The organism is Acidovorax sp. 94, from assembly GCF_003634645.1.
Lineage (GTDB): Bacteria > Pseudomonadota > Gammaproteobacteria > Burkholderiales > Burkholderiaceae_C > Acidovorax > Acidovorax facilis.
The window spans coordinates 1,933,837-1,960,562 of the sequence record NZ_RBJA01000001.1; the positions used below are offsets into that span (position 1 = coordinate 1,933,837).

Genomic DNA, 26,726 nt, shown 5'->3' on the forward strand with positions numbered 1-26,726 from the left:
GGACTGCCCGGCTACAACCTTTGCCGATCAGGACAAATGGGCCAGCGGGTGGGCGTGTGCAGGCCAGGGACTGGTGAAGAACTGCGCCACCATATCGGGCGTCACGTCTTCGATGCGGCCAGGGTTCCATTGGGGCGCATGGTCTTTGTCCACGGCCAGGGCTCGGATGCCCTCCACCGTTTCGCTCTGGCCGGGGCGCAGAAAGAAGCAGTGGCGCACCATGTCGCGCTCCATGCGCAGGTCGTCGGCCAAGCCCATGTCCCGTGCGCGGCGGATTTGTTCCAGCACCACGTGCAGCATGAGGGGCGAGCGCTTGCGCAGCGTGGCCGCCGTGGCGCGTGCCCAGTCACTGTCGGCCGCTTCAAGCGCCGCCACGATCTCGCCCACGCTGCCCAACGAAAAATATTGGTCAATTTGGCCCCTAGCGCTTTTCTGCAAAGCGCTAGCAGCTACAAATTTGGAAGCAACATAGTCTTTGACGGCAGCACCGCTGGCAAAGCTCTGGGTGCCCAGCGCCTCCCACACGGCCGCTTGCTGGTCAACAGGCAGACAACCGTCCGCCAACCGGTTTTCGATGGCATCACCGGCGCCAATGGTGTCGCCGGTGAGCGCCAGCCATTCGCCCACACGACCGGGACACCGGCTCAGAAAATAGCCGCCCCCCACATCCGGGAACAGGCCAATGGCCGTCTCCGGCATGGCCATCTTCGTGCGCTCGGTCACCACGCGCAGGGCGGCGCCCTGGCTGATGCCCATGCCGCCGCCCATCACGATGCCGTCCATGAAGGCGATGTAGGGCTTGGCGTAGTTGTGGATCAGGTGGTTGAGCGCGTACTCCTCGGTGAAGAAGTCCTCGATCAGCGGGTTGCCCTGGCTGCCCGCCTGGTGCAAAAAGCGGATGTCTCCACCGGCGCAGAAGGCACCAAACGGGCCTTCCTTGTTGCTGCCACGGATGGCCACGGCCAGCACCCGCGCATCGTTTTTCCATGCCAGCAAGATGCCCATCAGGTCACGCACCATGCCCAGCGAGAGGGCATTGAGCGCACGCGGGCGGTTCAACGTGATGAAGCCCACCTGGCCTCGCACTTCACTCAACACATCAGGCAATACCGTCTCCGTCATTTTTGTTCCTTCCAACCCAACAGTTCATTAAAAACCAGCGCGCCGATCACGAGCACGCCTCCCGTCAGCACCGCCGGAGCAGGCTTTTCGCCTGCGCCCAGCCAGGCCAGCAAAATTCCAAAGATGACTTCGAGCAAGCCGAGCAACGCCATCTCTGGTGCCTTGAGCACCCGGCCGCAGCGCACGGCCAGCACACAAGGGATGGCCAATTGCACCACGCCCAACAGCGCCAGCAGGGCCAGGTCATGCCCTGAAGCCTGAAAAGGCAGCGCCAGCGGCAACGTAGCCACCACCGAGATCACCGCGCCGACCAGCACCGCAGGCACCAGGTCCACCGCATGGCCGTGGCGCTGCGAATGCTGCACCACCGTCCAGTTGATGGCGGCTGCCACCGGCACACACAGCGCCACCAGCGTACCTGCCAGGGGCAGGCCCGCCATCTGCGAACCATACATCCACCCAATGCCCAGCCCCGCCACGGCAATCGCGGCCCAGGTGCGCGGGGCGATGTGGTGGCCAATGAAAACCCTTGCAAACAGCGCGGTGAGCAGCGGCCCCACAGCCATCGTGACCAGCACATTGGCCACCGGCATGAGCACCAGCGCCACCATGAATGCCGTGAACATCACGCTCCAGCACACGCCAGAGATCCACAGCGCACGGCCGCTGTGGCGCATGGAGGCGAACACCGCCCTGCCCTGCAGCGCAGGCAGGATGACCAGCAGCGACAGCAGCGTGAAGAAGCTGCGCCAGAAGGTCACCTCAAAGCTCGCCGCATGCTCCAGGTGGCGCGTGACCACACCGGCAATGGACCACATGAGGGTCACGGCCACCATCAGCGCCACGGCACGGGAATGTGTCAATTTCAACAGAGGCTCCAGGATTCAGACGGCAAAAAGGCCACTGCGTCGCAGTGGCCCCTTTTTGAACGTGCTCTGAGCGCTTCTCTGAACGCTCCGCCGATCAGGACCGTGCAGCGCGCTTGCGCTCGTTCTCGGTCAGGTGGCGCTTGCGCAAGCGCACAGACTTGGGCGTGATCTCGACCAGTTCATCGTCCTCGATGAATTCCACGCCGTATTCCAGCGTCAGGTCGATCGGGGGCGTGATCTTGATCGCGTCTTCCTTGCCAGAGACACGGAAGTTGGTCAGCTGCTTGGTGCGCGTGGCGTTCACGATCAGGTCGTTGTCGCGGCTGTGGATGCCCACGATCATGCCTTCGTACACGGGGTCGTTCGCCTTCACGAACATGCGGCCACGGTCGTCCAGCTTGCCCAGGGCGTAGGTGAAGATTTCACCATCGTCCATGGAGATCAGCACACCGTTCTTGCGGCCGCCGATGTCGCCCTTGTGCGGCTCGTAGCTGTCGAAGATGTTGGAGATCAGGCCGGAACCACGTGTCAGGTTCAGGAATTCGTTGGTGAAACCGATCAGGCCACGTGCGGGGATGCGGTATTCGAGGCGTACGCGGCCACGGCCGTCGGACTCCATGTTCACCAGCTCGCCCTTGCGCTCGCCCAGGGCCTGCATCACGCCGCCCTGGTGGCCTTCTTCGATGTCCACCGTCACCAGCTCGATAGGCTCGTGCTTCACGCCGTCGATGTCCTTGAACACCACGCGGGGCTTGGACACCGCCAGCTCGTAGCCTTCACGGCGCATGTTTTCCAAGAGGATGGTCAGGTGCAGTTCACCCCGGCCCATCACTTCGAAGATACCTTCTTCATCGGTCTCAGACACGCGCAGGGCCACGTTGTGCTGCAGCTCCTTTTGCAGACGGTCCCAGATCTGGCGGCTGGTAACGAACTTGCCTTCGCGGCCGGCCAGGGGCGAGGTGTTCACGCAGAAGTTCATGGTCAGCGTGGGCTCGTCCACCTTCAGCATGGGCAGCGGCGACGGGTTGGCGGGGTCGGTCACGGTCACGCCGATGCCGATGTCTTCGATGCCGTTGATCAGCACGATGTCGCCAGGGCCCGCCAGCGGCGTCTGCATGCGATCAAGGCCCTGGAAGGTCAGCACCTGGTTGACACGGCCCTTGACGGACTTGCCATCGGGGCCTTCCATGACGAGCACATCCTGGCCCGGCTTGATGGTGCCCTGGCTGATGCGGCCCACGCCGATGCGGCCCACAAAGGTGGAGAAGTCCAGCGCCGAAATCTGCAGTTGCAGCGGAGCGGCTGGGTCACCCGTGTTCGGTGGAACGTGCGAGAGGATCGTGTCGAACAGGGCCGACATGTCGGGACCCCACTGCTCGCCCGGCGCGCCTTCTTCCAGCGACGACCAGCCGTTGATGCCCGAGGCGTACACCACGGGGAAGTCGAGTTGTTCGTCGGTGGCACCGAGCTTGTCGAACAGGTCGAAAGCGGCATTCACCACCTTGTCGGGGTTGGCACCGGGCTTGTCCACCTTGTTCACCACCAGGATGGGGCGCAGGCCCAGAGCCAGGGCCTTCTTGGTCACGAAACGCGTCTGGGGCATGGGGCCTTCTTGCGCGTCGATCAGCAGCACCACGCTGTCCACCATGGACAGCGCACGCTCCACTTCACCGCCGAAGTCCGCGTGGCCGGGGGTGTCCACGATGTTGATGTGCGTGCCCTTCCAGCTCACGGCGCAGTTCTTGGCCAGGATGGTAATGCCACGCTCTTTTTCAATCGCGTTGTTGTCCATCACGGTGTCAACGACCTTTTCGTGGTCGGCGAAGGTGCCGGACTGGCGCAGCAGCTGGTCGACCATGGTGGTTTTGCCGTGGTCAACGTGGGCAATGATCGCGATATTGCGGATTTGTTTCGTCGTCATAGTTTTTCCAATGTGCCGCTGGCTTGAGGGTGCGGCATGCCTTCCAAAATTTGTTGAATTTCCAGCGGACTCAGGAGCCTGTCCGGCACCAGCTCCCCGCCCACGATGTGGCCCACCCCCAGCAGTGCCGGAGGATTCTCGCCGAACACCGCCACGGCACTGGCATCGGGCCAGGTGCCACGGCGACGCACGCCCGACAGGAATCGGGCTGCATTCTCGCCGTCCAGCGTGACACGCACGTGTTGTGCCAGCAGCGACTCGGGCGCCTCCAGGCTGGCCAGGCGCTCCGCCTCCGGCATGGCTTCCAGCTGGGCCAGCGTGACGCAGCGCTCCACACCGATTCCACCCGTGTCGATGCGGCGCAAGAAGGTCAGGTGCGCGCCGCAACCCAGCGCCGCCCCGATGTCTTCGCCCAGCGTGCGGATGTAGGTGCCCTTGCTGCAAGTTACTATTATTTTGATAGCTGCTTGCGCTTTATCTGTCTGCGTCAGGGTCAGTTTTAATGCATGAATGACGACATCGCGCGCCTCGCGCTCCACCGTGACACCTGCTCGCGCGTACTCGTACAGCGCCTTGCCGTCTTTCTTGAGCGCACTGTGCATCGGCGGCACCTGGCGAATAGGGCCTGTGAACTGCTCTTGCACGGCCGCAAGACGCTCAGGGGTCAGCTGTGCCAAGTCCACATCACAGCGTTGCACCACATCGCCTTCGGCGTCGCCGGTGGTGGTGGTGGTGCCCAGCAGTGCAACGGCTTCGTAGGTCTTGGGCGCATCCAGCTGCAGCTGGCTGAACTTGGTGGCCGCGCCAAAACACAGCGGCAACACGCCGGTGGCCAATGGGTCCAGCGTGCCGGTATGGCCCGCCTTTTCGGCGCGCAAGAGCCATTTCGCCTTTTGCAAGGCGTCGTTGCTCGAAAGGCCGAGCGGTTTGTCGAGCAGCAACACCCCATGCACAGGGCGCCGCTGCACCCTGGTGCGAGGCGCGTGCATGGACTACTCCTCTTTTGCGCGGGAAGAAACTGCCTTGGCGATCAAGGCATTCATGTCGGCCGCACGCTCGGAGGTGCGGTCGAACACGAAGTGCAGCGTGGGCACAGTGTGGATGTGCAGGCGCTTGAACAAGCCGTTGCGCAGGAAACCCGCAGCCTGGTTGAGCGCCGCCTGTGTCTCCACAGGGTCGCCCGTCAACAGGCTGAAGAACACCTTGGCGTGTGCGTAGTCTGGAGTGACCTCCACACCCTGCAGCGTCACCATGCCCACACGCGGATCTTTCAACTCGCGCGCGATCAACTCCGTCAGATCGCGCTGGATCTGATCGGCGACCTTGAAGGCGCGGTTGGGGGTGGAAGATTTCTTCGCAGCCATGTCGTCGTCACCGATGCCTTACAGCGTCCGCGCGATTTCCTTGATGTCAAAGAATTCGAGGTGATCGCCTTCCTTGATGTCGTTGTAGTTCTTGAGCTTGATACCGCACTCAAAGCCTTCCTTGACATCCTTGACATCGTCCTTGAGGCGCTTGATCGAATCGACTTCGCCGGTGTAGACCACCACGTTGTCGCGCAGCAGGCGGAAACGTGCGTTGCGATGGACCATGCCCGAAGTGATGTACGAACCGGCAATCGTGCCGATCTTGGTCGCAACGAACACCGTGCGGATCTCGGCGGTACCGATGATCTCTTCGCGCTGCTCGGGGGCCAGCATGCCGGACATCGCCACACGCAGCTCGTCCACAGCGTCGTAAATGATGCTGTAGTAGTGCAGATCGACGCCATTGCCTTCGGCCAGCTTGCGCGCACCGGCATCGGCCCGCACGTTGAAGCCGATCACGATGGCCTTGGAGGCGATCGCCAGGTTGATGTCGGACTCGCTGATGGCGCCCACGGCGGCGTACACCAGCTGCACCTTGACTTCGTCGGTCGAGAGCTTGAGCAGCGACTGCGCCAGCGCTTCCTGCGAACCCTGTACATCGGCCTTGACGATGATGGGCAACATCTTCACTTCGCCCGCCGTCATGTCGGCAAACATGTTTTCCAGCTTGGCGGCCTGTTGCTTGGCCAGCTTGGTGTTGCGGAACTTGCCGGCACGGTAGGTCGCGATTTCGCGGGCACGGCGTTCGTCCGTGAGCACCATGAATTCGTCGCCGGCCTGCGGCACTTCCGTCAGACCCTGGATTTCCACCGGGATCGACGGGCCTGCCGTCTTGGCGACCTTGCCGTTTTCGTCCAGCATGGCGCGCACGCGGCCATAGGTCTGGCCAGCCAGCACAATATCGCCCACCTTGAGCGTGCCGGACTGCACCAGCACCGTGGCCACAGGGCCGCGGCCCTTGTCGAGCTGGGCTTCGATCACCAGACCCTTGGCCAGTGAATCGACCGGTGCCTTGAGTTCCAGCACTTCGGCCTGCAGCAGCACTTGCTCCAGCAGGGTGTCGATGCCCATGCCGGTCTTGGAAGACACCGGCACGAAAGGCGAATCGCCACCGTACTCTTCAGGCACCACCTCTTCGACCACCAGCTCCTGCTTGACGCGGTCGGGGTTGGCATCGGGCTTGTCGGCCTTGGTGATCGCCACCACGATAGGAACACCAGCCGCCTTGGCGTGCTTGATGGCTTCCTTGGTCTGGGGCATGACACCGTCGTCGGCCGCCACCACCAGGATCACGATGTCCGTGGCCTGGGCACCACGGGCACGCATGGCCGTGAAGGCCTCGTGGCCCGGGGTGTCAAGGAACGACACCATGCCGCGTGGTGTTTCCACGTGGTAGGCACCGATGTGCTGCGTGATGCCACCGGCTTCACCCGCAGCCACCTTGGCGCGGCGAATGTAATCGAGCAGCGAGGTCTTGCCATGGTCCACGTGGCCCATGACGGTCACCACAGGAGCACGTGGCAACAATTCCACGTTCTGCTGGGTCGTATCGTCGTCGGTAAAGGCTTCTGGATCGTCCAGCGCTGCCACCACCGCCTTGTGGCCCAGTTCTTCCACCACGATCATGGCGGTGTCCTGGTCCAGCGGCTGGTTGATGGTGACCATCTGTCCCATCTTCATCAGTGCCTTGATCACTTCAGACGCCTTGATCGACATCTTGTGTGCCAGCTCTGCCACCGTGATGGTTTCGGGCACATGCACTTCAATGATGCGCGCCTCGACCGGTGCGGACTGCTGGTGATCGTCGCGATGGTCGCGGCTGTCGCCACGGCGGCCACGCGGGCCACCACGCCAGTTGTTGCGACCGACACCGCCGCTGCTGTCGCCACGGGTCTTGATTTCTTTCTTCTTGGCGGTGTCGTTGGCCCAGCTGGAGGACAGCTTGGCCGACTTCACTTCCTTGCCAGCGCCTGGCGCACCTGCGCCTGCCCCGGCAGTGGCGGGAGCGCCTGCGCGCGCCACACCGGTACCAACAGCCGGCTTGTGGAGGGTGCCCTTCTTGGCATCCCCCACGGCAGCGGGCTTGGCCACTGGCTTGGGTTCTTCTGGCTTCTTGGCCACCATGACCGCCTTCTTGGGCGTGGCCATCATGGACCGGATCGCAGCAGCTTCCGCTTCGGCCTTGCGGCGACGGGCGTCCAGGTCAGCAGCGCGCGCTGTTTCCTCGTCGGCGCGTGCCTTGGATTCAGCGGCAGCCTTTTCGCGGGCTTCGGTTTGGGCTGCATTGCGTGCAGCGGCTTCGGCCGCCTGCTCGCGGGTGGCCTCCTGCTTGACAGCAGAGGCTTGTGCCTTCTTCTCGGCTTCCTGGGCGGCATAGGCGGCAGCGCGCTCCTCAGCTTCACGCTCGCGCTTCTCACGCGCTTCACGCTCAGCACGCTTTTCGGCCAGCTCCGTCTCCTGGCGACGGATCAGCTCGGCCTGGCGGCGAGCTTCTTCCTCGCGGCGGGACAGTTCCAGGTCTTCGCTGGAAACAGAGGCCTCTTCCGCAGCGGCGGGCGCGTGGGATTCGGCAGATGCCTCGGCACCTTCGTCGCGCTGGATGAACGTGCGCTTCTTGCGCACTTCCACCTGGATCGTGCGGGCCTTGCCCGTGGCATCCGCCTGCTTGATCTCGCTGGTGGACTTCTTCACCAGCGTGATCTTCTTGCGGTCGGCCGAAGCCGTGCCGTGGCTGGCCTGCAAATAAGCAAGCAGCTTTTGCTTGTCCGACTCGGTCAACGCGTCGGAAGGGGCAGCCTTGCCCACGCCCGCAGCTTTGAGCTGGTCGAGCAGGGTTTCAGGCGATTTTTTGAGTTCGGTTGCAAACTCGGCGACAGTATTACTGGACATATGTGGTTCGTGCCTCCCTGACCTTTACTCTTGCCCCGCGAACCAGTGTTCGCGCGCCTTCATGATCAAGGCTTTGGCATCTTCTTCAGACTGTCCGGTCAGGTCGGTCAGTTCATCAATGGCCAGATCGGCCAGGTCGTCACGTGTGTGCACACCGCCTTCAGCCAACTTGGCAATCAGCTCGGGGGTGAGGCCTTCGAGGTCGCGCAGGTCCTGGGAGACCTCTTCCACGCTTTCCTCACGGGCGATTTCCATCGTGAGCAGCGCATCCTTGGCACGGGCACGCAACTCGTTGACGGTGTCTTCGTCGAAGCTTTCGATCTCCAACATTTCCTGCAGCGGCACATAGGCCACTTCTTCGAGGCTGTTGAAGCCTTCGGAGATCAAGATGTCGGCGATTTCCTCGTCCACATCGAGCTTTTCCATGAACAGCTTGCGGGCCGTGTCGGTCTCGTTGGCCTGCTTTTGCGCGCTTTCGGCGGCGTCCATGATGTTGATCTTCCAGCCAGTCAGATCGGACGCCAGACGCACGTTCTGACCACCACGGCCAATGGCGATGGCGAGATTTTCCTCGTCCACGACCACGTCCATGGCGTGTTTTTCTTCATCGACCACGATGGAGGACACATTGGCCGGGGCCAGGGCGCCGATCACAAACTGTGCAGGGTCTTCGGACCACAGCACGATGTCCACGCGTTCGCCAGCGAGTTCGTTGGTCACCGCATTGACGCGGGTGCCACGCACACCGACGCAGGTGCCAATGGGGTCCACGCGCTTGTCGTGGCTCAGCACGGCGATCTTGGCGCGCGAGCCGGGGTCACGGGCGCAGGACTTGATTTCCAGCAGGCCTTGTTCGATCTCAGGCACTTCGTTGCGGAAGAGTTCGATCATGAACTCGGGCGCTGAGCGCGACAGGATGATGGGAGCGCCGCGCAGCGTCAGGTCCACTTCCATGATCATGGCACGCACACGGTCGCCACTGCGCAGGTTTTCCTTCGGGATCATCTCGCCACGGCGCAGACGTCCTTCCACACGGCCGGATTCGACAATGATGTCGCCCTTGTCCATGCGCTTGACGGTGCCGGTAAAGATTTTCTCGCCGCGCGACATGAAGTCGTTGAGCAGCATTTCACGCTCGGCGTCGCGGATCTTCTGCAGGATGACCTGCTTGGCAGCCATGGCGCCGATGCGGCCGATCGGCACGGACTCGACACCTTCTTCGATGTACTCGCCCACTTCGATGTCCGGAATGCGGTCCTTCGCATCCATCAGCAGCTCTTCGGCCTCGGGGTTTTGCAGGCCGGCATCATCGGGCACCACCAGCCAGCGACGGAAAGTCTCATAGTTGCCGCTGTCGCGATCCACGGACACGCGAATGTCCACCTCGCCCTGGTACAGCTTCTTGGTAGCCTGGGCCAGGGCCGACTCCACGGCGCCCAAGACCACATCACGCTCCACGTTCTTTTCGCGCGAAATGGCCTCAACCAACATCAACAATTCGCGATTCATGCGACGACTCTCCTGTTTCAATCACCCGAAGGCGGAGGCTGCGCGCGGCTGCCACCCACCCCAATTTTTCAGCAGCCACTCAGGCGGGTGCCGCCCCAGCCTTGCCTGCACGCCCCTTGAAATCCACGATGGGCGCCAGGCGCACATCCCGAACCTCGTCCAAGGTAAAGCCCAGCGCCTGCAATGGGGCGGGCACACGTTTCTTGCTGACCCTTTGACCTGGCTTGACCGGCGGCTCGTCACTCCAGACGATCTGCCACCCCCCAGCCTCGGCGCGCTCCAGCGTGCCGCGAAATTTCTTGCGGGTGGCATTGACCTGCCCCGCCGCCGCCGCAACGCCGATGGGCGCCTTCAGGGTGACGTCAATGACCGAACCCTCGAAGCGAACAAAGTCTTGCTCATGGCGCAGAGGGCGATCGATGCCGGGGGACGACACTTCGAGGCGCTTGTACTCGACGCCATCGACCTCCAGCGCAAACTGCAGCTGGCGCGTGACCTTCTCGCAATCCTCGACGGTCACGAACTGATCAATCACGGGCTGGGGCGCATCAGCGGCCGGCTGCACCCAGGACAAGTCGATGGTGACGCGCAGCAAACCGCCAGCGGAGCGTTCGATCTCCACCAGGTCATACCCCAGGCCCGTCACAATTTGTTCAACGACTTGCTGCAATGCCACGTGTTCAGTTCAATCCCGGAAAAACAAAAAACCCGATAACCCCCGGAGACTCTTCCCCGACAGCTTCGAGCTCCAAAAGCGTTCGACCAAAAAAAACGGGCGGTTGGTACCCGCCCGTTTGGTCGTGAGAGTCGTATTGTAGCGCGCAAAGTGTTGATTTGCAAAGGCGCGGACGGGCAAAACTGTTGTCAACGCGCCCAGGCCAGTGTGCATGCGGCCTGCCGGACGATGTGGTGCCAAAACGGCACCTGGCGCTTATCCAATCGGCGCGAGCAGCTATGACAGTGATAGCGGCTGCAGCAGCTCAGCCAGATCGCCCTCGGTGAACAGCGGCTCCTTGCGTGCAGCGGAGTCGCTGTACAGACTGCCCGCCAGCTGCGCCTTGCGCTCCTGCAGCGCCAAAATTCGCTCTTCAATCGTGCCCTGCGCCACCAGTTTGATCACCCATACGCTCTGTGTCTGTCCAATGCGGTGGGCGCGGTCGGTGGCCTGGTTTTCCACCGCCGGGTTCCACCAGGGGTCGTAGTGAATCACCGTGTCGGCCTGCGGCAGGTTCAGCCCCACCCCGCCCGCCTTCAGGCTGATCAAAAACAGCGGCACCTGCCCGCTGGTGAACTGTTCGATGATCGCGTCGCGCTTCTGGCTCTGCCCCGTGAGCTTGACCCAGGGCAGGTTGCGTTTTTTCAGCTCGGCCTCGATCAGCGTGAGCATGCTGGTGAACTGCGAGAACAGCAAAATGCGCCGCCCCTCGGCCAGCATCTCGGGCAGCAGCGCCATCAGCTGGTCCAGCTTGGCCGATGTCTTGACCTTTTTGGCGGCATCTAGCGGCACAAGTTGCGGGTGGCAGCACACCTGGCGCAGCTTGAGCAGCGCATCGAGGATGGTGATCTGCGACTTGGCCAGCCCCTTGGTCTGCAAGGCTTCGCGCACGGTTTTTTCCATACCCAGGCGGATGGTTTCGTACAGATCGGCCTGCGTGCCGGTCAGTTCCACGGGCATCACCGACTCGACCTTGGGCGGCAGCTCGCCCGCCACCAGGGCCTTGGTCCTGCGCAGCATAAAAGGCGTGATGCGCGAGCGCAGCTGCGCCATGCGCGCGCCGTCGCCCTGCTTTTCGATGGGCGTGCGAAACACCTCCTTGAAGCGTGTCTGACTGCCCAGAAAACCTGGCATCAAAAAGTGAAACAGGCTCCAGATCTCGCCCAGGTGGTTTTCCATGGGCGTGCCCGACAGGCACAGCCGGTGGCGCGCCTGCAGCTGGCTGACCACCTGCGCGGCATGCGTGCTGGCGTTCTTGATGTTCTGCGCTTCATCCAGCACCACCAGGTGCCACTGGTGCGCCAACCAGCGCTCGCGGTCGCGCTGCAGCAGCGAATACGGGGCAATGACCAGGTCATGCTCGGTGACTGTATCTGCCATGCCGTGTCGGCCGGCGCCATGCAGCACCAGACAACGCAGCCCAGGGCAAAAGCGGGCCGCCTCGCGCTGCCAGTTGCCCATGAGGCTCACGGGTGCAATGACCAGCGCAGGTGCGGTCAGCCGCCCCGCGTCTTTTTCGACCTGGATGTGTGCCAGGGTCTGCAGCGTCTTGCCCAGGCCCATGTCGTCGGCCAGCACCCCGGCCAGTCCGTGGGCACTCAGAAACTGCAGCCAGTTCAGCCCCTGCTGCTGGTACGGCCGCAAGGTGGCCCGCACGCTGGCGGGCAAAGGCACCTCCGGCAAGGCGCCAACGCCCTGCAACTGAGCCACCATGGCGCGCAAGGCATCGGCGCCCTGCCACACCGCGCCCTCGCCCAATGCGGCGCTGGTGCGCAGCGCGTCCATGCGCGAGAGCTTGAGGCTCTCGCCCCTGAAATCGTGCGCGCGGTCGCCCACCAGGTCCAGCAAGGCGGCCATCCAGGGGCGCAGCGCGTCGGTCGGCACCCGCACAAAACCCGATGTACCCACACCCCGCAGGTAAGCAAACGGCGGCAGCTGCGGCTGTCCAGTGACGGGGTCGGGCGGCTGCTGGGCGGCAGCGGCGATCAGCAGGGGCAGCAACGGCAGGATGTTGTGGCGCACGCCGTTGATTTCCATGCCCAGCGACAGCGCAAACCAGGGCGATGTGGCCTCATCTTCGCCACTGGGTTGCAGTGACACGTCCAGCGTGTCGGCATGGGTGATCCAGCCGTCCAGCGCCGCGTCCTGCCTAAGCACAAAACCGGCCTCGCGCAACACAGAAAACCCGTTGTCAAACCAGTGCATCCAGTCGTCCTGCGATTCCTCGCCGGGGATGCCGAACAGGCCATCGTCGGTGGCCAGCAGGCCCAGGTCCATCAGGCGTTCAATGGCATCCAGCTCGGCCGCCGCGTCGCGCTGCAGCAGCACCTGACTGCCGTCGGCGCCAGTCACCAGCACACTCAGGTCCTGCCCGGCCCACCAGCCCACATGGCCCTGGTAGTCAAAGCGCAACTGGGCGGTGATGAGGCCCAGGCCCGGCACATCGGCTTCGGGCACGGGCGCCAGGTGCAGGCGCGCCACGGGCCTGACGCCCTGCACGCGTGTGAGAGGGCTGAGCACCGGCGGCAGCGGCAGCATGCCCCCAAGGCGGCTCGCCACCTCGGCATGGTGTTTTTGCAGCGCGGCGGCGGCGAGCGGAGGCGCCTGCAGCAACAGTTCCAGTTGTTCGGGGCTCAACCCCTCGGCCGACACGGGGCCGCAGAGGCCCTGATCGACATCGAGGTACAGCGGCGGGTGGTTGGCGCACAGCGTGGCGCTGGGGCTAGGCAGGCGGGCCTGCAGGGTCCAGGCACTGTCGCCACCATCGCCGCCATTACCACCACCAGATATGGCTGTTTCTTTCCAGGCCCAGGTTATGGGCAGCGGATCGCCCCAGCGCAATGGCGCGCCCACCGTGGAGCCTCCCGCGTCGGCAAACAGGCGGCCCGTGGCGGCCGCCTGCTGCAGCGCCAGCAGGCCTACAGCTCCCTCCAGCACACCCGTCGGCGCGCCGCTGTAGGCCGAGTAGTAGCCCACGCTGCGCGGCATGGCACGCAGCAATTGCAGCAGCTGGCGGTCTGCATCCGTGGCGCGGTCATACACCGCCTGGCCAGAGCCAGGTTGGATCCGGACGGCCTTGGGCTTGGCCCAGCCGCCGGTGAGCTTGGGGTAGGACACCACGGCCTCGATCTGCAGCTGTGGCGCGCCGTTGCGCAGGCGCCCGATGGTGGAGAGCAGGTAGAGGTAACACTCCGGCCGGTCTGCCCGTGCGCCAGCCAGTCGCGGCGCGGCGTTGTCTGCCGCCAGATCCCAGTCGTTCAGCCAACGCACCAGGCGGGCCTCGGCCTCCGCGCGGGCCTGGGCGGCCACGCGCTCCTGCATGGCCTGCTTCGACCGGGGAGGTAGGGGCGCAGGCTTAGCCTGAGGGCCGGGGCGCACCTGCTGGGCCTTCAAGGTCAGGGCGACGGCATGTTTGCAGCCCTCACCCACCGGGCAGGAGCATTCGCCCGACCACGAGCGGACCTGGCCGTTGGGAGCCAGCACCAGTTCGACCGACAACACATAAGGCTCGTACTGCGTACCCTGCACTTCACCGCCGATGTGCCAGACGCCGGGGTCGCCCTCGGCCACATCGATGCGGACGACGGCGGACTGCCGAAACAGGCCTGCGCCGCGCGACCAAGCGCCTTGATCGCAGTGGGCCTGTAGCGAACTGAGGGAGAAGTACGGAGCGGTAGAGAGGGGCACAAAAATGGCAAAAAAAATGCCTCTAGCGCTTTTCCATCAAGCGCTAAAAGCTATTAAAAAGAGAGCATCAAAAACAAAAAACCGCAGCGTTGCGCTCACCGGCTGCGCGCAGCGCGCACACGCTCGAAGACGCTTTGTGCCTCCGACCCTGCGCTGGCACCACTGCCGGGGGTGGCCGCCTGCAGGCTGGTCAGCAGCCGCGCCAGCACGGGCGCCTGGGGCAGCAGCGGCCCCAGGAACAGCGCGCGCTGGCCGTCGGCAATCAGCAGGGTGGGAAAGGTTTCCACGTCCAGGTCGCCAGCCAGATCGGACTCGTCTTCGATGTCCACCCATTCAAAACGCACCTCCGGATGCGCGCGGGCCAATTCGTTGAACAGGGGGCGATAGATGCCACAGGTGCCGCACCACGCTGCGCACAGGCACACGGCCCACCAGCCACCGGGCGCGGCGGCCGCCGGGCTTGGCGGGGAGGACGGGGGCAGTGCGGCGGGGCTGGACATCAAACGGGCTCCTGGGGCTGGCGTGGCGGGAGCCCTGTGAAGACAGCAGGCCCCGCGCTACAAACCGCGCCGTTCGCGGGCGCGGTAAACCTCGATGGTACCCACACCCGGCGCCTGGTTGCCCCAGCTGTTGCGCACAAAGGTGGCCACCGCCGCCACGTCCTCGTCGGACAGAAACTGCTGGAACGGTGGCATGCCATGCGGGCGCGGGTTGCCCGCCGTGGCAGGCAGGTAGCCACCCTGCAGCACCACACGCACCAGGTTGGTCGGGTCGCTCAGCGTGATGGCGCGGTTGCCCGCCAGCGCCGGGAAGGCGCCGGGCTCGCCCTGGCCTTCGTCGCCATGGCATTGGGCGCAGTGTTGTTCGTAAACCTTGCCGCCACGCGCCATCGCGCTGGCCGGGGGCGCGGCTGCCGTGACTGGCGCCTTGCGCTCTTGCTGCGGCAAGGCCTGCAGGTACACGGCCATGGCGCGCACATCGGCATCGGTAAGGTACTGGGTGCTGCGGAACACCACTTCGGCCATGGGGCCCAGCGCCGAGCCGTGCGGGGCCACGCCGGTTTTCAGCAAGGCCACCACGTCTTCGGTTTTCCATTCTTTGACACCCGCCTCATGCGCAGCATTGAGCGCAGGGGCATACCAGTTCTGCACCGGGATCAGCCCGCCGGTAAAGGCCTTGGCGTCGGTGGTGGCGCCCAATGCGTTGCGCGGCGTATGGCAGGCGGTGCAATGGCCCAGGCCGTTGACCAGGTAGGCGCCCCGGTTGTATTCAGCCGACTGCGTGGGTTCGGGTTGAGGCGCCCCGGGCGTGAAGAACAGCGCCCTCCAAACACCCAGCGCCGCCTGCGTGTTGTACGGAAAACGCAGCGCGTGGTCGCGGTTGGCTTCAGCGGCGGCGGGCAGGCTGTGCAGGTAGGCAAAGATGGCGTCCGAATCCTCGCGCGTCACCTGCGTGTAGTTGGGGTATGGAAAGGCCGGATACAACAGCCGCCCGTCCTTGCTGCGGCCGTGGTGCATGGCGCGCCAGAACTCGGCAGAGGTCCAGCTGCCAATGCCATGCGCCTTGTCGGGCGTAAGGTTGGAGCTGTGCACCACACCAAACGGCGTCTCGATGCCGCGGCCGCCCGCAAACGGCGCACCGCCCTGCGTGGTGTGGCAGGCCATGCAGTTGCCCACGCGGGCCAGGTACTCGCCACGCTGAATCAATTCAGGTGTGCTCTGCAGTGTTTCGCCAGCGGGCAGAGGCTCTTCGCCGTGCAAGTTCAGGCTGATCAGCAGTGCTGCCGCAATGCCCAACGCGGCCAGAACGGAAGATATTGTCCAGAGGATGCGTTTCATCGGTGCATCCCTTCTCAACGTGCAGCCGCAGCGGCCACGGGTACTTCGGCCACACCACCGCAGCGCGCGGGCATCGCAGCAGGCAAGGTGCGGGCGGGCTTGCCCCCCGCCGCCACGGGCTGGGCGGCCAACCAGGCCGAGACAGCACTCACATCGTCGGGCGTGAGCTGGCGGGCAACGTCGGCCATGCAGTCGGGCAGATGCGCACGGCGCTGGCCGGTCTTCCAGGCGCCCAGTTGGCTGTTGAGGTAGTCGCGCGGCAGGCCTAGCAGTCCGGGTATGGACGGGGTCACACCCGTCATGGCTGCGCCATGGCAGCCCACGCAGGCGGGGATGTTGCGGGCCCCATCGCCCCCTTGCACCAGCTTGCGGCCTTGCTCCAGCACAGCGGCGGGCGCTTGTGGTGCGGGCGGCGGCGGGTAAGGCAAGTCCAGCGCTGCAAAGTGCTCGGCCATCTCGCGCAGGTAGTCGTCGGTCAGGTGTTCAATCAGGTAAGTCATCTGCGGGTAGCTGCGCCGCCCGTCCCGAAAGTTGAGCAGTTGGTTGGCCAGGTAGCCCGCCGGTTTGCCCGCAATGCGCGGAAAGTACCCATCTGGCGTGGCCCGGCCCTCTTTGCCGTGGCACGCGGTACAGGCCAGCACGCGCGAGGACATGGACGACACGGGCACCGTGGCCGCAGGGGTGGCAGGAGGCGTGCTGGCGGGCACCGTCTGGGCCGCAGCGCCAGCCGTCAACGCCAGCGCCACCAGGGCAGCCGCGCCGGGTGCGGAAAAAACAGGGCGCAGCAAGCCGCGCAGGCAATCGATCATGGGGATTTTTCCGTGGGGAAACGGTCGGCGGGCACCCACAAGCCGTGCGCTCGGGGCATGCACCAACACAAGCAGACACTCTACGCCCAGCGGCAAAAACAGTACAGATTCAGTTTCCTGTTAAAAATACAGATCAGTTTGACAAGCATCCAGCCCCACCACCCCAATGAAACGCTACGAACGCCACGCTGACACCATCGCGCAGCTCATCCACAGCGGCGCGCTGCGGCCTGGCGACCGCGTGCCTTCGGTGCGCGAGGCCAGCCGCACGCGGGGCATCAGCCCGTCCACTGTGTTCGAGGCGTATTACCTGCTGGAGGCACAGGGCCTCATCCACGCCCGCCCGCGCTCGGGCTACTACGTGAGCGCCCGGCTGCCCAGCACGGCCGAGGCCCGCCCCGCCGAGCCCCTGCCCTCGCAGCCCGCCGCCACCTCCACCGGCGTGGCGATCAGCGACCTGGTGTTCGAGGTCCTGGGCCTGGCCCGTGACCGCGATCTGGTACCGCTGGGCTCGGCCTTCCCGGGGCTGGAGCTGTTTCCGCTGGACCGCTTGGCGCGGTGCCTGGCCAGCGGCATGCGCAAGCTCGACCCGTGGAACATCGTGCAAAGCCTGCCACCGGGTGACGAACGCCTGCGCCAGCAGATCGCACTGCGCTACGGCCTGCACGGCATGGCGGTGGATGTGGAAGAAATCATCATCACCAACGGCGCGATGGAGGCGCTCAACCTCTGCCTGGAGGCCGTCACCCAGCCGGGCGACGTGGTGGTGGTCGAATCGCCCACCTTTTACGCCGCGCTGCAGGCCCTGGAGCGGCTGAACCTGCAGGCGCTGGAAATCGCCACCCACCCGCGCGACGGCATTGACCTGGCCGCGCTGGCCGAGGCGCTGGAGCGCCAGCCCCCCCACCAGCCCATCAAGGCCTGCTGGCTCATGCCCAGCTTTCAAAACCCTCTGGGTAGCCTGATGCCGGAGGACAAAAAACGCGAACTCGTGGCACTGCTCGCCCGCCACCAGATCCCGCTGATCGAGGACGACGTGTATGGCGAACTGCACTTCGGCCCCCAGCGCCCGCCGCCTGCCAAGGCGTTTGATGGCACGGGACTGGTCATGCACTGCAGCTCGTTCAGCAAAAGCCTGGCGCCCGGCTACCGCGTGGGCTGGGTGGCGGCGGGCCGCTTTGCCACGGCGGTGCAGCGGCTCAAGCTGATGACCACCCTATCAGCCGCCACACCATCGCAGCAGGCGCTTTCCGAATACCTGGCCCAGGGCGGCTACGACCGGCACCTGCGCGCGCTGCGCCGCAGCCTGGAACAGCAGCAGGCGATTGCGCTGGCGGCGGTGGCCCAGCACTTCCCGCGGGGCACGCGCGTGTCGCGGCCCGAGGGGGGTTACTTTTTGTGGGCAGAGCTTCCGCAGGAGGTCGATGCACTGGCGCTGCATCGTCAGGCACTCGCGCAGGGCATCAGCCTGGCGCCCGGGCAGATTTTTTCGGCCGACCGGCGTTTTGCGCACTGCGTGCGCATCAACTACGGGCACCCGGCACACGACCGCCTGCAACCCGCCCTGGAATGCGTGGGCCGTCTGGCAACTGTGCTGGCGGCCGAGGGTGCGCGCACACCCCCTGGTGAGCGCACCAACAACTCAAATCTATAGAGCGGCGACTGCAGCACAACCTGTCCGGCACCGAGACTGAGCTAAGCCGGGGCGAAAACAAAAAAGCACGCTGAGGATGCCCCTCAGCGTGCTTTACTTTGATAGCTACCCGCGCTTTATGGGCAAGCGCCAGGGCCTGTTTTTATCCATATCCCTCGTCGCTATCCCTCAGGCGGGGGCATGCCCGCTCAGAAGCTCTCCCATTCGTCGTCGTTGCCGCCCTTGGCTGCGGCTGCAGGCGCTGGCGCGCTGGCAACCGGGGGCCTGGTGCTGGCTGCAGGGGCGGCTGCGCTGGCCTTGGGCGCTGCCAGGCTGGCCTGGGGTTTGGCGGGCTTTGCGCTGCCGATCTTGCTGGCGCCTTTGGTCGCGCCTGCACTGCGTTGGGCGGTGAATGCAGGGGCAGCGATGGGCGCTCGGGGTGCCGGTGCTGGCGCGCTGCGCATGGCGTTGGCGTCGAGCTTGAAGACCGCCACGGCGTTGACCAGTTCGCCCGCCTGGGCGTTCAGGGCGCTGGCGGCGGCCGCCATTTCTTCCACCAACGCTGCGTTTTGCTGCGTGGCCTGGTCCATCTGCGTGACCGCTTCTCCCACCTGGCCCACTCCTGCGCTTTGTTCGCTGCTGGCGGCGCTGATCTCTCCCATGATGTCCGTCACTCTGCGGATGGAGGCCACCACTTCGGTCATGGTGGCCCCTGCCTTGTCCACGAGGGCCGTGCCTTGTTCCACGCGCTCTACGCTGGCGGTGATGAGGGCTTTGATTTCCTTGGCGGCTTCTGCGCTGCGCCCTGCCAGGCTGCGCACTTCACCGGCCACCACCGCAAAGCCCCGGCCTTGTTCTCCGGCCCGGGCGGCTTCCACGGCGGCGTTCAGGGCCAGGATGTTGGTCTGAAAGGCGATGCCGTCGATCACGCTGATGATGTCGGCGATCTTTCTGCTGCTGTCGTTGATGCCTTTCATGGTCTCGACCACTTCGGCCACCACCTCGCCGCCTTGCACGGCCACGGTGCTGGCGCTCACCGCCAGCTGGTTGGCGGCCCGGGCGTTGTCGGCGTTCTGGCGCACGGTGGAACCCAGCTCTTCCATCGAGGCTGCCGTTTCTTCCAGCGCGCTGGCCTGCTGTTCCGTGCGTGCCGACAGGTCGTTGTTGCCCGAGGCAATCTGTGAGCTCGCCGATGCAACCCCTTCCGCGTTCTGGCGCACAGAGCCCACGGTGTTCACCAGGCTTTGCTGCATGCGCTGCAAGGCGCCCAGCAGGTGGCCGGTTTCGTCCTTGGAACTCACGGTGATCTGGCCACTGAGATCGCCGCTGGCCACACGGTCGGCAGCCTCCACGGCCTGCGCCAGGGGGCGGGTGATGGAGCGGATGATGGTGATGGCGAGAAAGACGGCAATCGCAATGGCGAGCACGCCAGCGATCAACACATCCCGTTGCAGCGCAGCGGCGGCAGCTTCGGCCCGCTCACCTGCTTTGACCGTGGTCTGGGCCTGAAACTCAACCTGTTCGTCGATCGCAGCCTGGTAGGCCCGCTGTGCCGGGCGGTATTGCTCTTCCAGGAACTTGGTGGCTTCGTCCCTTTGACCTTGTTGGATCATCGTCAGATATTGATCCCTCAACTTCACGAAATCGGCACGCCGCTGCTGCATGCGCGCGAGGAGTTCCTTGCCTTTTTCAGAGGTGATCAGCGCATTCAAGGTTTTGTATTGCGCCTCCACGTCCACTGCGGCGGCAGATATCTGGCTTGTTGCCGACTTCACGACGGACTCCGTGGTGAAAATCGCCAGATTACGCACCTGGATGGCTTGCTCATTCACGCCATCAGTGAGTGCGCCCAAAGCCTTGGTAATGGGTATACGAACGTCAATCACGTCCTTCAGCTCTGCGCGCTGGCTCGCAGACTGGATCAGGCTGACCGCCCCCAGCGCGATGAGCAACAACACCATGACGGCAAACGCTACGGTAAGTCGGGTTGATATCTTCAGCTGATTCATCCTGCTTCTCCTCTGAACTGGTGGTGGTTTGAAGGTGGTTTTTTTGGCTGTCACCACCTTATCCGTGAGCGATCTTTGTCACCAGTGCTATTTCGCCGCAGCGCAGCAACTCCGGCCTGGGCGCCACAGATCACCCTGCACTCGCCCGGGCATTTATTGACAAAACGCCGCATCCGGTCGGTTCAGTGCGCTCCCCCCTGTCGCAGCCCCGGCCTGCCCGGTTGGGATTGGAGAGCTAGCTCCAGTCCCAGCCCCGGTGCGCAGGCAAAAAAATGCTACCTTCCACAGCGGCCCTACCGCCGGTGCGCCCCCGCTTTTGACTGACGATCCGATGCCCCTTTTCAGCAACAAAGAAACCGATCCCAACCACATCCCCGCCCCGGGCCTACCCCTGCTGGCGCTGGAGCTGCGGGCGCCCTGGGAGTTTGGCGCGGTGCTGCCCGCCTGGCCGGTGCTGCAGCGCGCCCCGCTGGGCGACGGCCACACGGTGATCGTGTTCCCGGGCCTCACGGCAGGTGACGCCACCACCGTGCCGCTGCGCCGCTACCTGGATTCGCGCAACTACGACACCCTGGGCTGGGGCCAGGGCCTGAACCTGGGCCCCCGCGATGGCGTGCTGGAAACCGCCAAGCGCCAGCTGCAGGAGGCAGCCCAAGCCAGTGGCGGCAAGGTGAGCCTGGTGGGCTGGAGCCTGGGCGGCGTCTATGCCCGCGAGCTGGCCAAGGAGATGCCCGACCTGGTGCGCTGTGTGATCACACTGGGCACGCCATTCGCAGGGCACCACACCTCGACCAATGCCTGGCGCATCTACCAGTTCGCCAGCGGCCGCAACATCGAGCGCGAAACCGAGAGCTACAACCTGCCCGAAGCGCCCCCCGTGCCCACCACCAGCATCTACTCGCGCACAGATGGCGTGGTGGCCTGGCGCGGCAGCATCCAGGCCCCGGCGGCGCACAACCCGCACACCGAAAACATCGAAGTGGTGGCCAGCCACTTTGGCATCGGCCTGAACCCCAGCGCCTGGTGGGCCGTGGCCGACCGCCTCGGACAACCGCATGGGCCGCAAGTGGTGTGGCAGCCTTTTCAGCGCCCCCGGGTTCCGGGCTTGCACCTGGTGTATCCAGATCCCCACCGCTAAGCGACTTGCGCGGGGCTATGCAGCCAATCAGCCCACAGAAATAGAAAACATAAAACAAAAAAGCACGCTGAGGATGCCCCTCAGCGTGCTTTACTTTGATAGCTACCCGCGCTTGATGGGCAAGCGCCAGGGCCTGTTTTTATCCATATCCCTCGTCGTTATCCCTCAGGCGGGGGCATACCCGCTCAGAAGCTCTCCCATTCGTCGTCGTTGCCGCCCTTGGCTGCGGCTGCAGGCGCTGGCGCGCTGGCAACCGGGGGCCTGGTGCTGGCTGCAGGGGCGGCTGCGCTGGCCTTGGGCGCTGCCAGGCTGGCCTGGGGTTTGGCGGGCTTTGCGCTGCCGATCTTGCTGGCGCCTTTGGTCGCGCCTGCACTGCGTTGGGCGGTGAATGCAGGGGCAGCGATGGGCGCTCGGGGTGCCGGTGCTGGCGCGCTGCGCATGGCGTTGGCGTCGAGCTTGAAGACCGCCACGGCGTTGACCAGTTCGCCCGCCTGGGCGTTCAGGGCGCTGGCGGCGGCCGCCATTTCTTCCACCAACGCTGCGTTTTGCTGCGTGGCCTGGTCCATCTGCGTGACCGCTTCTCCCACCTGGCCCACTCCTGCGCTTTGTTCGCTGCTGGCGGCGCTGATCTCTCCCATGATGTCCGTCACTCTGCGGATGGAGGCCACCACTTCGGTCATGGTGGCCCCTGCCTTGTCCACGAGGGCCGTGCCTTGTTCCACGCGCTCTACGCTGGCGGTGATGAGGGCTTTGATTTCCTTGGCGGCTTCTGCGCTGCGCCCTGCCAGGCTGCGCACTTCACCGGCCACCACCGCAAAGCCCCGGCCTTGTTCTCCGGCCCGGGCGGCTTCCACGGCGGCGTTCAGGGCCAGGATGTTGGTCTGAAAGGCGATGCCGTCGATCACGCTGATGATGTCGGCGATCTTTCTGCTGCTGTCGTTGATGCCTTTCATGGTCTCGACCACTTCGGCCACCACCTCGCCGCCTTGCACGGCCACGGTGCTGGCGCTCACCGCCAGCTGGTTGGCGGCCCGGGCGTTGTCGGCGTTCTGGCGCACGGTGGAACCCAGCTCTTCCATCGAGGCTGCCGTTTCTTCCAGCGCGCTGGCCTGCTGTTCCGTGCGTGCCGACAGGTCGTTGTTGCCCGAGGCAATCTGTGAGCTCGCCGATGCAACCCCTTCCGCGTTGCTGCGCACGCCGGACACCACGTGCGCCAGGTTGGCACGCATGTCACCGAGCGCGGTGAGCAACTGGCCCATTTCGTCCTTGCCGCCAGGCGGCACCTCGGTGGTGAGGTCGCCCTCGGCAATTGCGCGGGCCGCCCGCACAGCATGGTGGGCCGGCCGGGAGACGGTGCGCGTAATGCCCACACCCAGCAACGCCGCCAGCACCACACACACCGCCAGGGTGCCCAGCAGCCACAGGCGCGCCGTGGCGAATACTTCACGCCCTTCGGCACTGGCTTGCAACGCGGCCTCGGAATTGATCTTCTGCAGTTCGCCCAGCGTTTCTGCCGCGGCGACAAAAGCGGCTTCCGACTCGCCCGCATAGAGCATGCCCAGGGCGTCGCCGGTGAGTTCCAGCGTCTCGGCGTTGGTGAAGTCCACGCCCGAGGCGATCTCCAGCAATTTGGCCTGGAGCTTGATGTACTCGGCTTTGCGCTGCTTGTAGGCGGTATAGACCTCGCGCTCCTTGTCCATGTCGATGAGGGCCTCGTACGCAACCTCGACCTTGTCCAGATCCTTGTGGCGCAGGGTTACCTGCTCGGAAAACGCCTTGACTTCCGCCACGCTGCGCGAGGTGACCACCCCCGCCTCGGAGCGCCGCATGCGGTTGAGCAACACGCGCAGCTCCCCCGTTTGCGCCACGCTGGGCAGCAAGTTGGTGGCGATCTGGTCCGCCCCCTGGTGGATGCGGGACATCTGCACCAGCGCCATCACACCCAGCAAGGTGGTGAACAGCACCACCGCCAAAAATCCCGCTCCCAGCTTGACACCGATGCGCAGATCGGAAACTCTCATGGATCACCCTTCACATTGCGTTTGCCCAAAAGGCACTTCGACGCATGCCAATCTGTATTGCTCAGCACCGCATACTTGTAACCAAATGCAGTCTAGCAGTGCCTGCCGCGCTGCAAAGTGGGCTTTCCCCTTACAGAACAACACCGCGCGGCCAAAAAAAAGCATGCGGGCTTGTGGCGCGCATGCTTTGTCGGGGACGCTGGAAGGCTATTGTATTTGTAGCTAATCCCGCTTTATCAAAAAGCCCTGGAGGCTATTTGATGCCCAATTTTCTTCAGGCGTTCGACTTCTTGAAAGCCTCGATGCCGTCCGTGATTTCCTTCTTGGCGGCGTCAATGCCTTCCCAGCCCAGCACCTTGACCCACTTGCCCTTTTCCAGGTCCTTGTAGTGCTCGAAGAAGTGGGCGATGGCGTTGCGGCGCATGGCATTCACGTCGTCGATGTTCTGCCAGTGGTCGTACATGGGCAACACTTTGGAGGTGGGCACGGCAATGACCTTGCCATCCACACCGGCCTCGTCTTCCATCATCAGGATGCCCAGCGGGCGGCACGGCACGACCACACCGGGGTGCAGCGCGTAGGGGGTGATCACCAGCACGTCCACCGGGTCGCCGTCGCCCGACAGCGTCTGTGGCACGTAGCCGTAGTTGGTGGGGTAGTGCATGGCCGTGGTCATGAAACGGTCCACGAAGATCGCGCCCGATTCCTTGTCCACTTCGTACTTGATCGGGTCAGAGTTCATCGGGATCTCGATGACCACGTTGAAGGCTTCGGGGACGTTCTTACCTGGGGGGACGTTGTTGAGGGACATGTCTTTGGAGAGTGGTTTGTTGACGGTAACCCGCGAAGCGGCCGACGCTGACACAGCGCAACGAACCGTCGGGATTAACCCTGATTTTAGGCGCACGCCCCTTTCTGCCCGCTTGCAAACCGGCGTTTGCCTGTAAATTGGGTCTGTTGGCCAATCGACTCCTACCGTACAACGCACGGGGAGCACGAGGAAGCAACGCAGCGGGGATGCCACCGATGCGTTGGTCCCCCTCCGTGCAACACAACCCTAGGAGAATTGAATGGCTGCAAGTTCAGCACTGACATCCCCTCTCATCCTCGCCCTCGTTTGCGGGCTCATCGCGGTGGCCTACGGCATCTGGGCCCGGGGCTGGATTCTTTCCAAAGACCCGGGCAACGCCCGCATGCAGGAGATCGCCGCCGCCATCCAGGCCGGCGCGGCGGCCTACCTCGCCCGCCAGTACAAGACCATCGCCATCGTGGGCGTGGTGCTGGCCATCCTGATTGGCATCTTTCTGGACATGACGACGGCCGTTGGCTTCGTGCTGGGCGCCTTTCTGTCGGGGGCCTGTGGCTTCATCGGCATGAACGTGTCGGTGCGCGCCAACGTGCGCACCGCGCAGGCGGCCACCCACGGCATTGGACCGGCACTGGACGTGGCGTTTCGCGGCGGGGCCATCACCGGCATGCTGGTGGTGGGGCTGGGCCTCTTGGGCGTCACGGGCTTTTACTGGTTCCTGGCCGGCAATGGCAACCTCACACCCACGGCCAACCTGGCCACGCTGCTCAACCCGCTGATCGGCTTTGCGTTCGGCTCGTCGCTGATTTCGATCTTTGCGCGCCTGGGCGGCGGCATCTTCACCAAGGGCGCCGACGTGGGCGCCGACCTGGTGGGCAAGGTGGAGGCCGGCATTCCTGAAGACGACCCGCGCAACCCCGCCGTGATCGCCGACAACGTGGGCGACAACGTGGGTGACTGCGCCGGCATGGCGGCCGACCTGTTCGAGACCTATGCGGTGACGCTGATCGCCACCATGGTGCTGGGCGCGCTGCTGGTGGCCACCGCGCCCGTCAACGCCGTGGTGTACCCCCTGGCGCTGGGGGCTGTGTCCATCATTGCATCCATCATTGGCTGCTTCTTCGTCAAGGCCTCGCCCGGCATGAAGAATGTGATGCCCGCGCTGTACAAGGGCCTGGCGATTGCGGGTGCGCTCTCGCTCGTCGCCTTCTACTTTGTCACCGTCTGGATCATGCCGGACAACTCCATCACCGCCACCGGCAGCCAGATGAAGCTGTTCGGTGCCTGCGCCACCGGGCTGGTGCTGACGGCCGCGCTGGTGTGGATCACCGAGTTCTACACCGGTACGCAGTATTCGCCGGTGCAGCACATCGCGCAGGCGTCCACCACCGGGCACGGCACCAACATCATCGCGGGCCTGGGCGTGTCGATGCGCTCCACCGCCTGGCCGGTGATCTTCGTGTGCCTGGCCATCCTGTCGGCCTACCAGCTCGCGGGCCTGTACGGCATTGCGGTGGCGGCCATGTCGATGCTGTCCATGGCGGGCATCGTGGTGGCGCTGGATGCGTATGGCCCCATCACCGACAACGCCGGCGGCATTGCAGAAATGGCCGAGCTGCCCAGCAGCGTGCGCGACATCACCGACCCACTGGACGCCGTGGGCAACACCACCAAGGCCGTGACCAAGGGCTATGCGATTGGCTCGGCGGGCCTGGCCGCGCTGGTGCTGTTTGCCGACTACACACACAAGCTGGAGAGCTACGGCAAGGCCATCACGTTTGATCTTTCTGACCCGCTGGTCATCATCGGCCTGTTCATCGGCGGGCTGATCCCCTACCTGTTCGGCGCCATGGCGATGGAGGCTGTGGGCCGCGCGGCCGGGGCCGTGGTGGTGGAGGTGCGCCGCCAGTTCCGCGATATTCCCGGGATCATGGAGGGCACCGCCAAGCCTGAATACGGCAAGGCTGTGGACATGCTGACCACTGCCGCCATCAAGGAGATGGTGATCCCGAGCCTGCTGCCTGTGGTGGTGCCCATCGTGGTGGGCCTGCTGCTGGGGCCCAAGGCGCTGGGCGGTTTGCTCATGGGCACCATCGTCACCGGGCTGTTTGTGGCCATCAGCATGTGCACCGGCGGCGGCGCCTGGGACAACGCCAAGAAGTACATCGAGGACGGCCACCACGGCGGCAAAGGCAGCGAGGCCCACAAGGCCGCAGTGACCGGTGACACCGTGGGCGACCCCTACAAGGACACGGCCGGCCCGGCCATCAACCCGCTGATCAAGATCATCAACATCGTGGCGCTGCTCATCGTGCCGCTGGTGGTCAAGTTTCATGGTGGGTGAAGCCACAGCCCCGGTCTGACAAGCCGGGAATCCAGGTAAACAAGGGG

18 protein-coding genes are annotated in these 26,726 nt (G+C 64.6%); 3 read left to right on the forward strand and 15 right to left on the reverse strand.

The genetic code is table 11. The features are described 5' to 3' along the window. Positions 1-27: 27 nt before the first annotated feature. The 12 genes from C8C94_RS09020 to C8C94_RS09075 form a co-directional block, all read right to left on the reverse strand. Positions 28-1,122, reverse strand: a complete 1,095-nt coding sequence (locus tag C8C94_RS09020) for an enoyl-CoA hydratase/isomerase family protein (RefSeq protein ID WP_121420482.1) — start codon at positions 1,120-1,122, stop codon at positions 28-30. After that, positions 1,119-1,994, reverse strand: a complete 876-nt coding sequence (locus C8C94_RS09025) for a DMT family transporter (protein ID WP_121420483.1) — start codon at positions 1,992-1,994, stop codon at positions 1,119-1,121. The genes C8C94_RS09020 and C8C94_RS09025 overlap by 4 nt, the downstream gene beginning before the upstream one ends. A 91-nt stretch (positions 1,995-2,085) precedes the next feature. Next, entirely contained in the window at positions 2,086-3,912 is a 1,827-nt protein-coding gene (gene typA, locus C8C94_RS09030) for a translational GTPase TypA (protein WP_055398157.1), read from the reverse strand. Further along, positions 3,909-4,901: a tRNA pseudouridine(55) synthase TruB gene (gene truB / locus C8C94_RS09035; protein ID WP_121420484.1), complete on the reverse strand. Its 993-nt coding sequence runs from the start codon at positions 4,899-4,901 to the stop codon at positions 3,909-3,911. The genes typA and truB overlap by 4 nt, the downstream gene beginning before the upstream one ends. Before the next feature lie 3 nt (positions 4,902-4,904). Beyond that, positions 4,905-5,276: a 30S ribosome-binding factor RbfA gene (rbfA, locus tag C8C94_RS09040; protein WP_010458038.1), complete on the reverse strand. Its 372-nt coding sequence runs from the start codon at positions 5,274-5,276 to the stop codon at positions 4,905-4,907. An 18-nt stretch (positions 5,277-5,294) separates the two neighbouring features. Then, positions 5,295-8,168: a translation initiation factor IF-2 gene (infB, locus tag C8C94_RS09045; RefSeq protein ID WP_121420485.1), complete on the reverse strand. Its 2,874-nt coding sequence runs from the start codon at positions 8,166-8,168 to the stop codon at positions 5,295-5,297. Positions 8,169-8,192: 24 nt separating this feature from the next. Then, positions 8,193-9,677 carry a transcription termination factor NusA gene (nusA, locus tag C8C94_RS09050; protein ID WP_121420486.1) on the reverse strand — a complete coding sequence of 495 codons (1,485 nt, stop codon included), beginning with the start codon at positions 9,675-9,677 and terminating at the stop codon, positions 8,193-8,195. Between the two features lie 79 nt (positions 9,678-9,756). Next, positions 9,757-10,353, reverse strand: a complete 597-nt coding sequence (gene rimP, locus C8C94_RS09055; RefSeq protein ID WP_121420487.1) for a ribosome maturation factor RimP — start codon at positions 10,351-10,353, stop codon at positions 9,757-9,759. Positions 10,354-10,629: 276 nt separating this feature from the next. Continuing rightward, entirely contained in the window at positions 10,630-14,079 is a 3,450-nt protein-coding gene (locus tag C8C94_RS09060) for a DEAD/DEAH box helicase (protein WP_199731224.1), read from the reverse strand. A gap of 95 nt (positions 14,080-14,174) precedes the next feature. Further along, positions 14,175-14,579 carry a thioredoxin family protein gene (locus tag C8C94_RS09065; RefSeq protein WP_121422779.1) on the reverse strand — a complete coding sequence of 135 codons (405 nt, stop codon included), beginning with the start codon at positions 14,577-14,579 and terminating at the stop codon, positions 14,175-14,177. 57 nt (positions 14,580-14,636) lie between these two features. Then, a complete protein-coding gene (locus tag C8C94_RS09070; RefSeq protein WP_121420488.1) occupies positions 14,637-15,917 on the reverse strand; it encodes a c-type cytochrome in 1,281 nt (426 codons plus the stop codon). Between the two features lie 14 nt (positions 15,918-15,931). Beyond that, positions 15,932-16,726 (reverse strand): c-type cytochrome, encoded by a 795-nt coding sequence (locus tag C8C94_RS09075; RefSeq protein WP_121420489.1) that lies wholly within the window; start codon positions 16,724-16,726, stop codon positions 15,932-15,934. Positions 16,727-16,892: 166 nt separating this feature from the next. Here C8C94_RS09075 and C8C94_RS09080 point away from each other — a divergent pair, with 166 nt between their 5' ends. Next, positions 16,893-18,380, forward strand: a complete 1,488-nt coding sequence (locus C8C94_RS09080) for a PLP-dependent aminotransferase family protein (RefSeq protein ID WP_121420490.1) — start codon at positions 16,893-16,895, stop codon at positions 18,378-18,380. 188 nt (positions 18,381-18,568) lie between these two features. On the opposite strand, the gene C8C94_RS09085 is transcribed toward C8C94_RS09080, so the two are convergent. Continuing rightward, on the reverse strand, positions 18,569-20,368 hold the full coding sequence (locus tag C8C94_RS09085) for a methyl-accepting chemotaxis protein (RefSeq protein ID WP_121420491.1): 1,800 nt from the start codon (positions 20,366-20,368) through the stop codon (positions 18,569-18,571). 331 nt (positions 20,369-20,699) lie between these two features. On the opposite strand from C8C94_RS09085, the gene C8C94_RS09090 reads away from it, so the two are divergent. Continuing rightward, positions 20,700-21,506, forward strand: coding sequence for a triacylglycerol lipase (locus C8C94_RS09090; RefSeq protein WP_055398168.1), 807 nt, complete (start codon positions 20,700-20,702; stop codon positions 21,504-21,506). A 185-nt stretch (positions 21,507-21,691) separates the two neighbouring features. Here the strand turns inward: C8C94_RS09090 and C8C94_RS09095 are convergent, their stop codons facing one another. Both C8C94_RS09095 and ppa read right to left on the reverse strand, forming a co-directional pair. Next, positions 21,692-23,527, reverse strand: a complete 1,836-nt coding sequence (locus tag C8C94_RS09095) for a methyl-accepting chemotaxis protein (RefSeq protein WP_121420492.1) — start codon at positions 23,525-23,527, stop codon at positions 21,692-21,694. Between the two features lie 274 nt (positions 23,528-23,801). Beyond that, the gene (gene ppa / locus C8C94_RS09100; protein WP_055398170.1) at positions 23,802-24,338 is read right to left on the reverse strand and encodes an inorganic diphosphatase; all 537 of its coding nucleotides are present in this window, start codon (positions 24,336-24,338) and stop codon (positions 23,802-23,804) included. 259 nt (positions 24,339-24,597) lie between these two features. On the opposite strand from ppa, the gene C8C94_RS09105 reads away from it, so the two are divergent. Then, the gene (locus C8C94_RS09105) at positions 24,598-26,679 is read left to right on the forward strand and encodes a sodium-translocating pyrophosphatase (RefSeq protein WP_121420493.1); all 2,082 of its coding nucleotides are present in this window, start codon (positions 24,598-24,600) and stop codon (positions 26,677-26,679) included. The last annotated feature ends 47 nt before the right edge of the window (positions 26,680-26,726 follow it).

Excerpts from the sequence above, each read along its gene's own strand:
- C8C94_RS09020 (WP_121420482.1), bottom strand. The coding sequence starts at position 1,122 with ATGACGGAGACGGTATTGCCTGATGTGTTGAGTGAAGTGCGAGGCCAG.
- typA (WP_055398157.1), bottom strand. The coding sequence starts at position 3,912 with ATGACGACGAAACAAATCCGCAATATCGCGATCATTGCCCACGTTGAC.
- truB (WP_121420484.1), bottom strand. The coding sequence starts at position 4,901 with ATGCACGCGCCTCGCACCAGGGTGCAGCGGCGCCCTGTGCATGGGGTG.
- rbfA (WP_010458038.1), bottom strand. The coding sequence starts at position 5,276 with ATGGCTGCGAAGAAATCTTCCACCCCCAACCGCGCCTTCAAGGTCGCC.
- infB (WP_121420485.1), bottom strand. The coding sequence starts at position 8,168 with ATGTCCAGTAATACTGTCGCCGAGTTTGCAACCGAACTCAAAAAATCG.
- nusA (WP_121420486.1), bottom strand. The coding sequence starts at position 9,677 with ATGAATCGCGAATTGTTGATGTTGGTTGAGGCCATTTCGCGCGAAAAG.
- C8C94_RS09065 (WP_121422779.1), bottom strand. The coding sequence starts at position 14,579 with ATGTCCAGCCCCGCCGCACTGCCCCCGTCCTCCCCGCCAAGCCCGGCG.
- C8C94_RS09070 (WP_121420488.1), bottom strand. The coding sequence starts at position 15,917 with ATGAAACGCATCCTCTGGACAATATCTTCCGTTCTGGCCGCGTTGGGC.
- C8C94_RS09075 (WP_121420489.1), bottom strand. The coding sequence starts at position 16,726 with ATGATCGATTGCCTGCGCGGCTTGCTGCGCCCTGTTTTTTCCGCACCC.
- C8C94_RS09080 (WP_121420490.1), top strand. The coding sequence starts at position 16,893 with ATGAAACGCTACGAACGCCACGCTGACACCATCGCGCAGCTCATCCAC.
- C8C94_RS09085 (WP_121420491.1), bottom strand. The coding sequence starts at position 20,368 with ATGAATCAGCTGAAGATATCAACCCGACTTACCGTAGCGTTTGCCGTC.
- C8C94_RS09090 (WP_055398168.1), top strand. The coding sequence starts at position 20,700 with ATGCCCCTTTTCAGCAACAAAGAAACCGATCCCAACCACATCCCCGCC.
- C8C94_RS09095 (WP_121420492.1), bottom strand. The coding sequence starts at position 23,527 with ATGAGAGTTTCCGATCTGCGCATCGGTGTCAAGCTGGGAGCGGGATTT.
- ppa (WP_055398170.1), bottom strand. The coding sequence starts at position 24,338 with ATGTCCCTCAACAACGTCCCCCCAGGTAAGAACGTCCCCGAAGCCTTC.
- C8C94_RS09105 (WP_121420493.1), top strand. The coding sequence starts at position 24,598 with ATGGCTGCAAGTTCAGCACTGACATCCCCTCTCATCCTCGCCCTCGTT.